General features: G+C 44.4%; 17 protein-coding genes. 11 read left to right on the forward strand and 6 right to left on the reverse strand.

The features are described from left to right. Nucleotides 1-588: thiol-activated cytolysin family protein (locus HRT75_RS12050; protein ID WP_291187047.1), on the reverse strand; the 588-nt coding region annotated here is incomplete at its 3' end. 66 nt (nt 589-654) lie between these two features. Between HRT75_RS12050 and HRT75_RS12055 the strand changes: the two genes are divergently transcribed. From HRT75_RS12055 to HRT75_RS12075, 5 genes are all read left to right on the forward strand, one after another. Then, entirely contained in the window at nt 655-1,923 is a 1,269-nt protein-coding gene (locus tag HRT75_RS12055; protein WP_291187050.1) for an AraC family transcriptional regulator, read from the forward strand. 125 nt (nt 1,924-2,048) lie between these two features. Then, entirely contained in the window at nt 2,049-2,555 is a 507-nt protein-coding gene (locus HRT75_RS12060; RefSeq protein WP_291187053.1) for a DoxX family protein, read from the forward strand. A gap of 19 nt (nt 2,556-2,574) precedes the next feature. After that, complete coding sequence (locus HRT75_RS12065) at nt 2,575-3,450, forward strand: DUF2807 domain-containing protein (protein ID WP_291187056.1); 876 nt, start codon at nt 2,575-2,577, stop codon at nt 3,448-3,450. 58 nt (nt 3,451-3,508) lie between these two features. Beyond that, nucleotides 3,509-4,051, forward strand: coding sequence for a sigma-70 family RNA polymerase sigma factor (locus tag HRT75_RS12070; protein WP_291187059.1), 543 nt, complete (start codon nt 3,509-3,511; stop codon nt 4,049-4,051). Next, nucleotides 4,051-4,812: an anti-sigma factor gene (locus HRT75_RS12075; protein ID WP_291187062.1), complete on the forward strand. Its 762-nt coding sequence runs from the start codon at nt 4,051-4,053 to the stop codon at nt 4,810-4,812. The genes HRT75_RS12070 and HRT75_RS12075 overlap by 1 nt, the downstream gene beginning before the upstream one ends. Before the next feature lie 66 nt (nt 4,813-4,878). On the opposite strand, the gene HRT75_RS12080 is transcribed toward HRT75_RS12075, so the two are convergent. Genes HRT75_RS12080 through HRT75_RS12090 form a run of 3 tightly spaced genes read right to left on the reverse strand, consistent with a single transcriptional unit; the run spans nt 4,879 to nt 7,424 of the window. After that, nucleotides 4,879-6,165 (reverse strand): cell surface protein, encoded by a 1,287-nt coding sequence (locus tag HRT75_RS12080; protein ID WP_291187065.1) that lies wholly within the window; start codon nt 6,163-6,165, stop codon nt 4,879-4,881. Nucleotides 6,166-6,177: 12 nt separating this feature from the next. Next, complete coding sequence (locus HRT75_RS12085; RefSeq protein WP_291187069.1) at nt 6,178-6,759, reverse strand: DUF4331 family protein; 582 nt, start codon at nt 6,757-6,759, stop codon at nt 6,178-6,180. A gap of 14 nt (nt 6,760-6,773) precedes the next feature. Then, nucleotides 6,774-7,424, reverse strand: a complete 651-nt coding sequence (locus HRT75_RS12090; protein ID WP_291187072.1) for a DUF4331 family protein — start codon at nt 7,422-7,424, stop codon at nt 6,774-6,776. A 110-nt stretch (nt 7,425-7,534) separates the two neighbouring features. Here HRT75_RS12090 and HRT75_RS12095 point away from each other — a divergent pair, with 110 nt between their 5' ends. From HRT75_RS12095 to HRT75_RS12120, 6 genes are all read left to right on the forward strand, one after another. After that, nucleotides 7,535-8,284, forward strand: a complete 750-nt coding sequence (locus HRT75_RS12095) for a hypothetical protein (RefSeq protein ID WP_291187075.1) — start codon at nt 7,535-7,537, stop codon at nt 8,282-8,284. 95 nt (nt 8,285-8,379) lie between these two features. Next, nucleotides 8,380-8,838, forward strand: a complete 459-nt coding sequence (gene msrB, locus HRT75_RS12100; RefSeq protein ID WP_291187078.1) for a peptide-methionine (R)-S-oxide reductase MsrB — start codon at nt 8,380-8,382, stop codon at nt 8,836-8,838. Then, nucleotides 8,831-9,373, forward strand: coding sequence for a peptide-methionine (S)-S-oxide reductase MsrA (gene msrA / locus HRT75_RS12105; protein ID WP_291187081.1), 543 nt, complete (start codon nt 8,831-8,833; stop codon nt 9,371-9,373). The genes msrB and msrA overlap by 8 nt, the downstream gene beginning before the upstream one ends. Before the next feature lie 2 nt (nt 9,374-9,375). Then, complete coding sequence (locus HRT75_RS12110; RefSeq protein ID WP_291187084.1) at nt 9,376-10,593, forward strand: alpha/beta fold hydrolase; 1,218 nt, start codon at nt 9,376-9,378, stop codon at nt 10,591-10,593. Nucleotide 10,594: 1 nt separating this feature from the next. After that, on the forward strand, nt 10,595-11,740 hold the full coding sequence (gene egtB / locus HRT75_RS12115) for an ergothioneine biosynthesis protein EgtB (RefSeq protein WP_291187087.1): 1,146 nt from the start codon (nt 10,595-10,597) through the stop codon (nt 11,738-11,740). Beyond that, on the forward strand, nt 11,740-12,675 hold the full coding sequence (locus tag HRT75_RS12120) for an L-histidine N(alpha)-methyltransferase (RefSeq protein ID WP_291187089.1): 936 nt from the start codon (nt 11,740-11,742) through the stop codon (nt 12,673-12,675). The genes egtB and HRT75_RS12120 overlap by 1 nt, the downstream gene beginning before the upstream one ends. A 1-nt stretch (nt 12,676) precedes the next feature. Here the strand turns inward: HRT75_RS12120 and HRT75_RS12125 are convergent, their stop codons facing one another. After that, nucleotides 12,677-13,579 (reverse strand): histone deacetylase, encoded by a 903-nt coding sequence (locus HRT75_RS12125; RefSeq protein ID WP_291187092.1) that lies wholly within the window; start codon nt 13,577-13,579, stop codon nt 12,677-12,679. Further along, on the reverse strand, nt 13,580-13,898 hold a 319-nt coding region (metG, locus tag HRT75_RS12130; RefSeq protein WP_291187096.1), incomplete at its 5' end, for a methionine--tRNA ligase subunit beta. It abuts the gene before it with no gap.

Consider the following 13,898-nt stretch of genomic DNA (forward strand, 5'->3'; position numbering starts at 1 on the left):
AGCAGATTGATAGGTAGAGTTGGCTTCATTGACATAACCGTCTTGATAGGCGTTGTCATTCCACCATTCTAGGGCAACATCAAGTTCGGCATCAACTGCGGAAAAGCTTCCCGGCGATTCCACGCGGAAGTTTCCGTTTTCATCAATTCCGGGCAAGTCTACGCGCATATTTGCTGGAGCTCTATCCACTGCAAAAGGAGTAGGTTCTCCATCGAGCATGGATCCGTTTCCTACTACCAAGGCCCCTGGATAGATCACACCAATAGATGGACGCAGAATGGCAATTTGATCAAAATTGGAATACAGATCGTAGCCGGTTGTTGTGCAACCTGTTATTGTTCCTTGGACGGGTTCTCCCGGATCTTCGTCTTCAAAAGAGACTTCTCTAGAGCTGGCCAAACCACCTGTTTCTTGAACTTCAAGGAGCTCGTCTTGGTTGTAGGATAGCTGAAGTAGGTATTCATTAATACTGTTGGCGTCTGGAGTTACTCCGTCCAGACCATCGTCTTCTGTGCTACAAGCAAACAGGATAAAAAATCCTCCAAGGAGTAGCGGCAAAATGCGTTTTGTTGTTAGTGTAGTTTTCATTGTACTGGTTTTTGATTCAACTGGGTCAAAACTAGAATGAGGCTTGATAACCTCCTAAAAATCAGCATGGACAAACCATGGACAGGGAGTAAAAAAGTTGATTTTGAAGGGCTTTCGAAGGCATTAGGAATCATGTCATTTAAAAAACTAACTTTGAGTATGCTTGCAGGGCTACCGCTTAAGTTTCCGTATTTTGATATCTACAGCACACCGCTTTTGTTGTTTATGTTGCAAGGCGCTGTATTTGCTTTTTTGCTTTTTATGCGTGGACGCAGGCATGGACGTTTGGCCGATTACCTTCTCGGTGCAGTAGTGTTGATCACCTGCTATGAACGCACCCACTACGCCATAGGTTTTATGGAGTGGTACGATACGTATCGCAATACTAAGGTCAATTACTTTTTAATAGATCTCATTTTGCTTTTGGGGCCGATAATCTATTTCTATGTCCAATCGGTGACGGTCCCAGGATTTAAATTGGGCAAGAAGCAGTACCTGCAGTTTATCCCTTTTGCACTTTACGCCGTTTACTGTTTGTTCCTTTATATATACGATGCTGCTCAACCCGGTTTCGATGATACGCAGAACGGGGAACTTATGGCCTCCCTGCACTTGAAGTACATAGACAAACTCATGTTTATTGTCTTTAACCTGTCCATGATGCTGTATTTGACTTTGGCGATCCAACAGTTCTATAATTACCGAAAGCGAATAGCGCAGTATTATTCCAACACTTATCGATTGCAGTTTAATTGGATTCGGATCTTTTTGATCATCTATGCTAGCCTATTTCTATATCAAATGATTCAAACAGTAGTAGAGGAGACTATTGTCGTTTTGCATTGGAAACAGCGCTGGTGGTATCATTTACTCTCTGCCGTAATTGTAGTTTATGTGGGAATCAAAGGTTACTTTACAGATACCGTTGAGCTTTCTGAATTGAAAGCCGATGGCAGACCTACTGCCCCCACTAACAAGGCTAAAACGACTATTGACGCCAATCCTGAGCTACAAGCTGCTCTTTTGAACTATATGCAACAGCAGCAGCCGCACCTCAATCCAGAATTAACGCTCTCTCAATTGGCCATAGGGATGAATCTCCCCAGAACAGAACTGTCCGATCTACTCAACAAAAACTTGGGCAAGAATTTTAATGACTTTGTCAACAGTTATCGGATTGAAGCCTTTAAGGAAATGATTCAAAACGGTAAGCACAATCAACTTTCTGTGCTCGGCTTGGCAGAAGAAGCTGGTTTTAACAGCAAAGCTACCTTCAATCGGGTGTTTAAAAAGCATACCCAAATGTCTCCTACAGAGTACATCAACTCGCTCTAAAACAAAATCTTACATTTTTTTGAGACGTCTTGAATTCTCTTTAAGACGCCTGGAGTCTATTGTGAGACTTAAGGCTGATGGTTGCATCGCATCTTTGCCTTGTTGAACATCAAAAAACATTCATCATGAAAAAATTCAAACACTTAGTTATAAGACTTATTCGCCCGGTAGAACAACACAAATGGTATGCGGATCTGCTCTTCGCCATTCCGCGTATAGTCGGAGGGCTTTTATTAACCATCGATTTTGGGAGCAGCAAATTCGGTATGCCTTGGTCACCTGCAGAAAAGGAATTAGGCCTTTTTGAAGTTGTGGATTGGTTCCCAGAAGACGTAAAGGCCTTTGGAGGAATCTTTGCCTTAGCTCCTACTTTTTTTGCGTGGATGGGCGCGGCAAGTGAAGCCATTGGAGGACTCTTTTGGGCACTAGGCTTTAACACTCGAATGACCTCTTTTTTAATCATGTGTACCATGCTCACGGCAATCTTCCTTCAAAAATGGGGAGAAGGCACTTGGGGCATGCTGCCGGCCATGGGCTTTCTATGGATCGCCATGTTCACGCTAGTGCTTGGTTCGGGTCGATTTGGCCTGGATGCGCTCATCAGCAGAAAATTCAATCAATCAAAATCATAATCAATCAAAATTCAAAAAAATGAGAACACTATTTTTTACAATTGTATTGATCGCCACACAAACCTTTGGACAGGTAAAAGGCGACGGAAATATCATTACCAAGAACTACCCAATTACAAACATTACGGCCGTAAGTGTCCAACTTTATGCCAAGGTCACTATTGATCCAGAGGCTCCCGAAGGGATGGCCATTACTGGAGACAGCAATCTTTTGGAGTTGATTGGGAAGACCGCAGTGAACGGAACTCTAACCTTGGATCAAATAAAGTGGATCCAACCCAGTCAAGACTTGATCATTAAAATTGGTGCGCCCAAAATTGAGGCTTTAGAACATGGCACTCACGATACCACCTATGTGATCAACTTGAGCGCAGAGGAGTTTAGCGTTGAGGCCAATGTAGGTCAGGTGATCCTTTCTGGAAATGTTGAAAGGCTAAATATAGCGTCTAAACTTGCAACCATAAACGCATCCAGTTTAAAGGCAAATAATGCAAATGTCAACATAAGTAGTCGTGGGGAGGCCACTGTGAATGTGATAAATAAACTAGACACACAGTTGGACGAAGATGCAAGCTTAAAACTCTTTACAGAGCCTAAGGTGATCACAGGGAATTATCAGGCGCCGCAGACTGCGACAGCACCAGTGGAGATTCCAAAGTACATCAGCTTTAAAATTAAAAACAACTCGTGGAACCGCCGGAACTTTTATGTGGAAGGCCCGAATCAAGACGGTTCTAGTTTCAGTTACGGCTTTCCAATTATGCCTGGTTTTAGTCGCCCAGAGCGTTGGACAGTGGGCACCAAGATCTATTTGGACAAAGCTGTGGGCAAGGGGAAACTCTTGCATACCGTCACTGCCCAAGACGAAGGAGCAACCATAAAACTTTTCCAGTAAAGAAAGCCGCGTTTCCAGCTTTTTTAGTGCTTTCTTTTTAGTAATTTAAAGCTCTCTTATGGCAGATACCCTCAATCAACTAATTACCGCTTGCCAACAAGGAGACGAGCGGGCTTTCCAGCAGTTGCATGCGCAATATGCGCCGGCGATGTTGGGGGTTATTGAAGGTGTGGTGGGCAAGCCAGAGGTTGCTCAGGAACTGTGTCAAGATGTGTTTTTAAAAGTATGGACGCGTTTGGACAGTTTTGATCCTGAAAAAGGTCGCTTTTTTACTTGGCTCTTGAATATTGCGCGCAATACGGCGATCGATCATTTGAGATCCCGATCGGCCAAAGAACAAAAACAAAACCTAAACCCGACTAATTTCGTAGATATATTTGGAGGGAGTAATGCCTTTGAGGGTCAGACCGATGCGATTGGTCTTGCCGCCATAGTGGAAACCCTTGAGATGCGCTGCAAGCAACTGATCGATAGATTATTCTTTAAAGGATTTACGCAGCAGCAAACCTCAGAAGATCTGGAGATTCCTTTGGGAACCGTAAAAACTCAGATCAGAAAATGCATTAATGGCCTGCGGGCAAAACTCGGAATTGATTCATAATGGATACTGAAAAGTACATAGCATCTGGAATTTTAGAACTCTACGTAAGTGGAGCGCTATCTCCTGCGGAGCACGAGCAAGTGCATCGCTTGGTGCAAAAGTATCCGGAATTGGCTGCCGAGGCGAATCGCATAGAAGCTGCTTTAATGGCTTTGGCTCAAGCTCGAGCAACTACTAAAGCAGGTGCTGCTCCTCGCGTGATCTCCAGAAACAATTCTAGACCTAAATGGCTCACCTATGGAGGTTGGGCCGCTGCTACTTTAGCTACAGCAGGATTGATCAGTTTGTTTGTTGAGCGATCAGAACTGCAATTGAGCGTAGAGCAGATGGAGCAAAAAGAGATCTTCTTAGAAGCAGAATTGGAGTCTCAAAAGGCAACCAATTTACTGACCGTGGAATTGCTTGATGCCCTGCGTGCTCCAGATGTACAAAAGATACCGCTGGCTGGTCAAGGTGATTACGATCAAAGTTTTGCAGCCGTTTATTGGAATGCAGAGGCCAAAACCGTTTATTTAGATGTGAACGGTCTGCCAGAAGCCCCTAGCGGCATGCAGTATCAATTGTGGTCCCTTACTTTGGATCCACTTACTCCAACGAGTTTAGGGGTATTGGAGCAATCAGAAGATGATCTGAACCTCTACATCATCGAAAACGAATTCACCACGGAGGCCTACGGAATTACCCTTGAGCCAGAAGGTGGAAGCGAATCTCCAACCCTCGAGAACCTTTACGTACTAGGAGCGGTTAATACTACCCCATAAAACAGCGCCTACCTCCGCGGGGGAAATAAGCGCATAACCAACCGAACAAAAAACACTTTAAACTCTTTAGAGGGCCATTACTTGTTTAGTGGCAATAGGGCCGAGTTCAAAGCTTGCTTCTTCTAGTTCTTCTTTAAGCTCATTTACTGCGGATAGTTTTCCTGCAGCTTTTAATATTTCTGCGCTGTGCAATAACAGTACGGGTTCTTCTGATTGTCCAAGCACCTGAACTTCGGTAATTTTTAGGGCACTTTCTATATCTCCAGCAGAGAAATAGGTCCAAGCCAATAGGTCATAAGTCTGTGGCGTTGCTCTGTGGCTTACTTCAGCTCGAGCTAGTGTTAATGCCTGCTCAAAGTCCTTCTCATCTAAAGCAATCTGTACCAGAGGCATGCGGTACAAAGATTCTAGACCTTGTTCCTCCACTACCTTTTTAAACTGATTCAAAACTTCAGTGCGTTGTTGCAGCGCTCCTGTAAATTCAAAGATGTCTGCTTTGAGTAGCAGCAGATCAGGGTTCTGATTCGAGTCGGCAATACCGTCAATAATACTTAAGGCTTTTTGGGGATCCATGTCATTCGCAAAGGCGATATAGGCAATTCCTTTTTTAGCGTAGGTAGAAGATGGGTCCAGTGCTAAGGCCTTCAAATAAGCCGCGTAGGCTTTTTCAATGGTTCCTGCATGGCCGTAATAATCACCCAAATTAGACACTGCCCAGAATTCGAGCGAGTTATTATTGCGCTCTTTGGCCCAAGCCAAGACCTGTTCTAGTCTAAAGATCGCCTCATCTAAATTCCCCTTATAATCTTTCCATTTGGAATAGCGGATCAAGAAATCCACATCGCTAAAGTCTTCGGTTTGTTTAAGCAATTTTTCAGCCACGTCATACTGAGCCAATTCCATGGCCACATCAAAACGCATCAATTGCGTTGCGCGCAAGCCTTCTCCAAGTTTTTCTGCTTGTAGTAATAAGGATGCAGCTTGCTCAAATTCGTGTCGGCTTATAGCATTGCGAGCCGCGGCTCTTAAAAAGCCAGCTTCTTTAAAATGCGTTTGTTCATTGACCTCCGCCCAGAGGGTTCCAGCTTTGAAAAGATCAGCAAAGACCCTTGATTTTGAAAAGCTCAAACCATAAGCTCCGGCGAGCTTAGCCTTATAGCTAAACTCGCCTGGAACTTGCTCCAATTTGGACTGCCAAAAGGCAATATCCTTTTGTAGCCAATCTGGATTCTGGGGGGCAACTTGGAGACTGTCATCGATATCTTGCAGCTTCGCTATTGGGGCTTGGTCGGCTTTAAATAAATAAAGCAGAAGGCCTAATGCAAAAAGGGCAAGTCCAATTCGTGTTTTCATGTTGCTTGAATTTTACCAAGGAGATGCCAGGTAGGGGAATGAGCTAGAAAAAGCTGCATCATTGGCATCTACATTGTCGTTAGAGAGTCCTGGATTTTCCATAAAGTCTTCCCCACCAAAGATCAGCAGTAACTCTACAGTGATCACATCATCGGCAAGGGCGCGTCCTGTCAGTACGTTGGTACCGTCAAAGAAGGTAGTTACTCCATCAAGACTCACATTGAGTACATCCGTGGCCAGCAGCGTTGTAAAGCTCTCAGAATCCAATCCCAAAGCATTGGTGTCTCCTGGATTGGTATAAGCTGCGCTTAAGGCTTCTAGATTGGCTTGGAACATCGCTTGAAAAGCAGCTTCTTGCTCAGAAGGTATCGTTGTATTAAAACTGTCCTTGGAAGCCGAGGATACAAATACAGTATTCACTGCTGGCCTTCCCATTTGATCTGCTTGGGTGAAGGTTCCGCTAAAGTCGATCTCGTCATCCATCATCATGGTGTCGTCGTCCATCATGATGGGTGCGGTGTTGTCGTCGTCGTTTGAACAGGCCGCAAAAACAGCCATAAAGGCAAATAGGTATATGAATTGTTTGATTTTCATGATTTCTGTTTTAATTATTGCTTACTGTTTGCAGTTACCCAGAAGTTTATGCTTCCACTGCCACCCAACATACTCTTAGGCATTTCTACCACTACTGAGAGTACATTACTGCCAGCAAAGGTGTCGCTTCCTGGGTTGTTGAATTCGGTTGCATCGCCATTGATAATAGCGGTATACTGCGCAAAGTCCATAAAGAATGGATCGTCTCTAGGGCCTGCAAAAAACTGCATCCCGGCGTTGTTAGCGGTAATGGCTGATTCTCCATAAGGCGTGATCATCACAGAAGATTCTGTGGCATCTACAGCAACGCTACTGTTAAGGCCAGTACTTGCTGGGGCAGTCGGACCAAAAAAATACATGGTACCGTTTCTTGGAATGGCCTGTAAAACTTGATCTTCAACAGCATCTCCATCCAGGTCAAAATTGAACTCCAAAAGGGTGTTCTCGTCAAAGCTCGCTCCCGCGGTAGCTCCTGGACTCAATAGCCCTTGCAAGTTGGCAACAAAGACAATATTGTCTGTGTTCTCTCCTTGAAAGGCGTAAATGTCGGTGATGTCGGTGGTCTGTCCTTGAACTGCAGGTGCGTCAATGTGATCTGCCGCGATCAGTCCAATAGCAAGTAGACCCAGACAGAAAAGGCCGTACTTGATTTTTAGATTTTTCATCTGTAATTGTTTTGGTTTATATCCTACTTACGTAAGTGGTTTCCCTTTGGTTTTAGCCAAAGCACTTTTTTTTCCAAATACATACTCGTAACTTTAAACAAACCGCCATTATGGACCACCCAATTCAAACTATTCATCAGCTTTCACAGTACCTAGCCGCTGCCGCTATCTCCTTTATGGAAGCCGCTCCAGACGACAGCCATACCAATTTGGGCTTTGACGGCTCCACTCAAAGTTTGAGCACGCATGCTTTAAATGATCTAGGCGTTCAGCTGTGTTTTAGTTATGCTGATTTTTCGCTTTTTTGGAAGGGAGAAGGATTGAAATCGAGTATTGAGCTAGACGGTAAAACCCATCAGGAGGTATTGAATTGGTTAAAATCCACTGCGGAAGGTTTCGGTTTTGATACCCCTTATCGTTATGAATTTCATTATGATTTACCCTATCCAGTTGAAGCAGATCAGCTTTGGGTTGCGCCAAAAGCTAAGGCGCTGAATCAACTTAGTGATACTCGGACAAAAGCACAACGGGCTTCCGAAGCCTTTGCAACCGAGCTCGGTCAAGAAGTAGCTATTCGAATCTGGCCGCATCATTTTGACACTGGCGGGTATACGGCCTTAGCTGATGGACTAGGAGTGGGTTGGGGTTTGGCTATTCCAGACTCTGTAGTTAATGGACCATACTATTATATCAGTTATTACAAAGACGGAAAATCTTATCTGCCTGATGATCTTCCAGCGCTTGGTTTAGGCGATTGGTATCGCGATGGATTCACCGGTGCAGTATTGCCATTTAGGGATTCCGGTGATGATGGTTTCGCCTTTTTCAAACAGGTCCATCAGCGGATAATGTCTCATTAAAATCAGCCCAGAAAAGTTTCACAAAACCTTGACAGTTCTGGCGCTTAATTTCGACGGATATGTTATAACTTCATAGATTAAATGAAAGAAGAGCTATGCTAAATTGGAACGACATCATTCGATTTTCTGTAAAAGGAAATCCCACGCCAGATCGGCGTGTTGAAAAAACTCCGGAGCAATGGCGTGCGCAATTGACTCCTGAACAATATAGAATTACCCGCCAACACGGAACGGAAAGGCCATTTTCTGGTGAACTCTGCAGTGTTTATGAAGCCGGTGAATACAACTGTGTTTGTTGTGGCACTCCCTTGTTTGATTCCACCATTAAATTTGACTCAAGCAGTGGTTGGCCGAGTTTTACGCAGCCCATAAAAGAGAATGCTATAAAATACATCAAGGATACGTCCTTTGGAATGGTACGCGTTGAGATCCAATGCAATACCTGTGATGCACATTTAGGCCATGTATTTCCAGACGGACCTGCGCCGAGCGGATTGCGTTATTGTGTAAACTCCTTGTCCATCGATCTAAAAAAGGAAGCTGCTCATGAGTAATCAAAATGAAATAGCTGTAATTGGCGGCGGATGCTTTTGGTGCGTGGAAGCCGTTTTTAGAGAAGTAGAAGGCATTCATTCGGCAGTATCTGGATACAGTGGAGGAAAGGTTCCCGGGCATCCAACCTACAGAGAGATCTGTAGCGGATTGACGGGCCATGCTGAGGTAGTTCGCTTAGAGTTTGACCCTGAGGTGATCTCTTATAAGAAGATCTTGGAGATCTTTTTGACCACGCATGACCCAACGACGCTCAACAGACAAGGTGCCGATGTGGGTACCCAATACCGCTCCGTGATCTTTTATCAAGACGAGCAACAAAAGCAAATTGCAGAACAGGTCTTAGTAGAAGTCCAGAAGTATTATGAGGATTTCATAGTTACCGAATTGGCAGAGGCCATGCCGTTCTATGAGGCTACCGAGGACCATCAGAATTATTACAACAAACAACCCAACCAGGGGTATTGCAACTATGTGATCACCCCTAAATTGCAGAAACTGCGCAAACTGCACAGGGAGCAATTACGTATATCTTAAACATGAAAACGACAACCATCGAGATTGCCAAATCAGAAGGCAGTCTGTTTGCCCGATTAGAAGTACCTGCCAACGGCAAGGTGCGTCATTATGCAATATTTGCACACTGCTTTACGTGTAACAGTAATTTGAGCGTAGTGCGCTACATCAGCAGAACTTTGACCAATCACGGCTTTGGAGTGGTTCGATTTGATTTTACAGGTTTAGGCCGTAGTAGCGGTGAATTTGCCGATTCTAATTTCTCCGGAAATGTTCAGGACTTGATCACGGTTGCAGAATATTTGGAAAAGCAGTATGAGGCGCCGGCCATGCTTATTGGCCATTCCTTAGGAGGCGCAGCTGTTTTGGCTGCGGCCGCTCAATTGGATTCCATCAAAGCGATTGTGACCATAGGAGCACCTGCTGAGGTGGATCACGTGACCCATTTGTTTGCCGATGGTTTGAATGAAATTGAGCAAACGGGTTCTGCGGAGGTCAATATTGGAGGGCGTCCTTTTAGGATCAAAAAGCAATTCGTGGACGATCTTAAATCCAGGAATCTCTTAGAGACTGTCAAGGGTTTGAAGATTCCGTATTTGATCATGCATTCGCCTCAAGACTTGACTGTTGGCATTGAAAATGCCGCTAAATTGTATCATGCAGCCTTTCACCCAAAGAGCTTTATTTCTTTAGATGGAGCCGATCACCTTTTGACCAATAAGATAGATGCTATTTATGTAGCAGATATGATCGGGACATGGGCGGGTAAGTATTTCCCTGAGTTAGATGAAGACATGATCTCTACCAAAGGGGAACAAGTGGTGGTTCACCTGGATTTAGAGAACAATTTTACCTCAGAGGTGTTCACACCCCATCATACCCTTATTGCAGATGAACCTAAATCTGTTGGAGGAGAAGACCTTGGGCCTTCTCCTTATGAACTGCTCAATGCTTCTTTGGGAGCTTGTACCGTCATGACCTTAAAAATGTATGCCCAGCGTAAAGGTTGGGATCTACAGGAAGTATTTTGCTATTTGACCTATTCTAAAAAGCATACCGATGATCTGCCAGAAGACCTGGAAGTAGAAGCCACGGGACAGATCGATCACATTCAAAAGACACTGGAATTTGTTGGAGACTTGGATGAAAAACAGCGCGAACGCCTCAAGCAGATCGCTAGTAAATGTCCGGTTCACAAAACATTGACCTCACCAACTATCATCGACACTAAACTCATTTAATATGCTCAGAGAACGGTTTCTCAAAACGCGTGCCCGTACCCAAGAGATCTGTAGTCCTTTAAAGATTGAAGACTATTCGGTACAACCCATGACAGACGCCTCGCCACCCAAATGGCATTTGGCACATACCACTTGGTTTTTTGAACAGTTTGTCTTGGTTCCATACAAGAATGAATATTCAGAATTTGATAAGGATTTTGCGTATCTGTTCAACAGCTACTACAACAACCTAGGGGATCGTGTTTTGCGTCCAAACCGAGGCTTAATGACGCGCCCTGTGGTATCTGAGGTTTTGGATTACCGCGCCCACGTGACTGATAATGTTGCTGCGTTACTCGCGCAAGATGATTGCCCTGATGTTGTTCGCGAGCTGGTCGAGTTAGGAATCAATCATGAGGAGCAGCATCAAGAGTTGTTGGCCTATGATATTAAAAGTCTCTTTGGAAATCAACCGACTTTTCCGCTTTACGGCACGGTTTATTGCCTTCCTGAAGAGGGTAAAGACCAGGATTACATAAAGGTTCCTGAAGGTCTGTATGAGGTCGGCTACCAAGGAGAAGATTTCCATTTTGATATTGAAAAGGGCCGCCATAAGGTCTTTCTAGAGGCCTTTGAGATCTCTAATCGTTTGGTGACCAATGGAGAGTTTTTAGAATTCATTGAAGCTGGAGGTTATACAGATTTCAACCTATGGCATGCAGAAGGTTGGGAATTCATTAACCAACACGAGGTGAGAGCGCCTTTGTATTGGCACAAAATCAAGGATAAGTGGCATCGGTATTGTTTGGAAGGATTAGTTCCTGTCAACACTAATGAGCCCGTAATGCACATCAGTTTTTATGAAGCTGCCGCCTATGCAGAATGGCGCGGACTCCGCATTCCTTCTGAGTTTGAGTGGGAAGTGGCTTCCCAGCAACTCGATTGGGGAATATTATGGGAATGGACCAGCAGTGCTTTTTTACCCTATCCCAGGTTTGAGAAAAAACCAGGAGCCGTAGGTGAATACAACGGCAAATTTATGATCAATCAAAAAGTACTTCGCGGAGCTTCTGTCGCTACTCCGGAAGGCCATAGCAGAGCGACCTACAGAAACTTTTTTCACCCGCATTTGCGTTGGCAGTTTGCAGGATTAAGACTTGCACGCTAATGAATTCCAATACTGTAAACGAAATATTGCAGGGCCTAAGCGCCCCAGAAAAATACATTTCCTCCAAGTTCTTTTATGACGATGCAGGAAGCGCCATATTCCAGCAGATCATGGAGATGCCGGAATACTATTTAACCAACGCGGAACAAGAGATCTTAGCCCAGCAAGCTGGTGATATCATCACTGAGACTGGTTTTAAAGGCCCTTTTAATTTGGTAGAATTAGGTGCTGGTGATGGCAGCAAGACTTTTGAGTTGCTGAATTATTTGGACAAGCAAAATCGAGAGGTGACCTATGTGCCCATTGATATCTCTATGGCGGCAGTAGATGGTTTGGCTGCGGATTTTGCCCAACGCTTGCCCAACGTGACTTTAAACCCCAAGGTGGGAGATTATTTTGAAGTACTTAATGGCCGATTAAAAAGTGAAGCGAACCCCAGCTTATTGCTCTTTTTGGGTAGTAATATTGGGAACTATATTCCTGGTGATGCGTTGGATTTACTGCGTTTGTTTCATAAAAATATGCGCGATGGAGATGCATTGCTGTTAGGTGCGGATCTGCAAAAAAATCCCGAGGTCATCCGTAGAGCCTATGACGACCCACATGGCATTACGCGTAATTTTAATTTGAATCTCTTAGACCGATTCAACCGAGAGTTGGATGCCAACTTTGTCAAAGAGCAGTTTGACTTTTATTGCCATTACAATCCACTCAGTGGGGAAGTCCGCTCGTATTTGATCAGTTTGTCGGATCAAGTAGTAGACTTGGCAGATCAGCAGATAAGCTTTAAAAAAGATGAATTGATCTGGACCGAACTTTCTAAAAAGTACAGTTTCCCAGAATTGGAAGGCATGGCGGTGACAGCTGGTTTTGAAGTTAAAAGACACTTCTTGGATTCGCGCAGCTATTTCACCAATAGCCTCTGGATCAAATAAATTAGTTCCAAAGTTCGTGGGCCAGGCGATAGGTATTGGCGTGGGCCTCTAAAATGATCTTAATATCGGGAGAATAACCACCTCCCATACTGATCTGCACGGGAATCTCTCTTTGGTAACAAGCTTCTAGAACCATCCGATCTCTCGTTTTGCAGCCTTCCATACTGCAGCCGAGTTTTCCCAATTTATCAGTAGCCAGAATATCTACTCCGCTGAGGTAAAAGATAAAATCAGGCTGGACTTTATCAATCAATCGCGGAAGATGAAATGCTAAGATCTCTAAGTATTCTTTATCCTCGGTGCCGTTTGGTAGCCCAATATCCAAGTCCGATTTTTCCTTGCGGAACGGGTAGTTATGCGCCCCGTGCATGGAAAAGGTAAAGACACTATCATCTCCCTCAAATATCTCTGCTGTGCCATTGCCTTGGTGCACATCTAAATCGATGATCAAGATTTGTTTTGCTTGTGCGTTTTGGATGAGGTTTTTGGCCGCAATCGCCTGGTCATTCAGCAAACAAAAGGCCTCGCCACTGGATTTAAAGGCGTGATGAGTCCCACCGGCAATATTGAGTGCGCATCCGTGCTCTAAGGCAAATTGTGTGGCCTCTAGAGTTCCTTGAGCAATGGTGAATTCGCGTTCAATGAGTTTTTCAGACATGGGGAAACCCACTTTTCTGGCGGCTCGTGGTTCTATGTTTTGCGCCAGCAGATCTTCCACATACTGCGGATCATGAACGGCTTTTATAGCTTGCATATTCGGTTTGCCAGGCACAAAAAATTGTTCTGGGTCGCAAGTGCCTTCATGTAAGAGTTGTCGATGTAACAGCTCGTATTTTTGCATCGGGAAACGATGCCCTAAAGGTAGCGGATGCTTATAGATGGGATGATAAGCAACGCGGATCATTTAGCTGATGCTACTGCCGTTTTTAACGGCCTCCTCCGGAGACATGAATACCAATTTACCGTCGGCATCTTCTGCTAAGAGAATCATCCCTTGACTTTCTACACCACGAAGCGGTCTCGGAGCTAAGTTGACCAATACGGTCACTTGTTTGCCAACCAATTCCTCAGCCGTATAATGCTCAGCAATACCAGAAACTATGGTACGGGTGTCAATACCCGTGTCTATTTCCATGACCATGAGCTTTTTGGTTTTGGCCATTTTTTCAGCCTTCATGATCGTACCTACGCGCATGTCAATTTTAGTGAAATCATCAAATTGA

The organism is Gilvibacter sp. (assembly GCF_013214815.1).
GTDB lineage: Bacteria > Bacteroidota > Bacteroidia > Flavobacteriales > Flavobacteriaceae > Gilvibacter.

Coding starts and splice junctions, on each gene's coding strand:
- HRT75_RS12055 (WP_291187050.1), top strand. CDS start 655: ATGGACAAACCATGGACAGGGAGTAAAAAAGTTGATTTTGAAGGGCTT.
- HRT75_RS12060 (WP_291187053.1), top strand. CDS start 2,049: ATGAAAAAATTCAAACACTTAGTTATAAGACTTATTCGCCCGGTAGAA.
- HRT75_RS12065 (WP_291187056.1), top strand. CDS start 2,575: ATGAGAACACTATTTTTTACAATTGTATTGATCGCCACACAAACCTTT.
- HRT75_RS12070 (WP_291187059.1), top strand. CDS start 3,509: ATGGCAGATACCCTCAATCAACTAATTACCGCTTGCCAACAAGGAGAC.
- HRT75_RS12075 (WP_291187062.1), top strand. CDS start 4,051: ATGGATACTGAAAAGTACATAGCATCTGGAATTTTAGAACTCTACGTA.
- HRT75_RS12080 (WP_291187065.1), bottom strand. CDS start 6,165: ATGAAAACACGAATTGGACTTGCCCTTTTTGCATTAGGCCTTCTGCTT.
- HRT75_RS12085 (WP_291187069.1), bottom strand. CDS start 6,759: ATGAAAATCAAACAATTCATATACCTATTTGCCTTTATGGCTGTTTTT.
- HRT75_RS12090 (WP_291187072.1), bottom strand. CDS start 7,424: ATGAAAAATCTAAAAATCAAGTACGGCCTTTTCTGTCTGGGTCTACTT.
- HRT75_RS12095 (WP_291187075.1), top strand. CDS start 7,535: ATGGACCACCCAATTCAAACTATTCATCAGCTTTCACAGTACCTAGCC.
- msrB (WP_291187078.1), top strand. CDS start 8,380: ATGCTAAATTGGAACGACATCATTCGATTTTCTGTAAAAGGAAATCCC.
- msrA (WP_291187081.1), top strand. CDS start 8,831: ATGAGTAATCAAAATGAAATAGCTGTAATTGGCGGCGGATGCTTTTGG.
- HRT75_RS12110 (WP_291187084.1), top strand. CDS start 9,376: ATGAAAACGACAACCATCGAGATTGCCAAATCAGAAGGCAGTCTGTTT.
- egtB (WP_291187087.1), top strand. CDS start 10,595: ATGCTCAGAGAACGGTTTCTCAAAACGCGTGCCCGTACCCAAGAGATC.
- HRT75_RS12120 (WP_291187089.1), top strand. CDS start 11,740: ATGAATTCCAATACTGTAAACGAAATATTGCAGGGCCTAAGCGCCCCA.
- HRT75_RS12125 (WP_291187092.1), bottom strand. CDS start 13,579: ATGATCCGCGTTGCTTATCATCCCATCTATAAGCATCCGCTACCTTTA.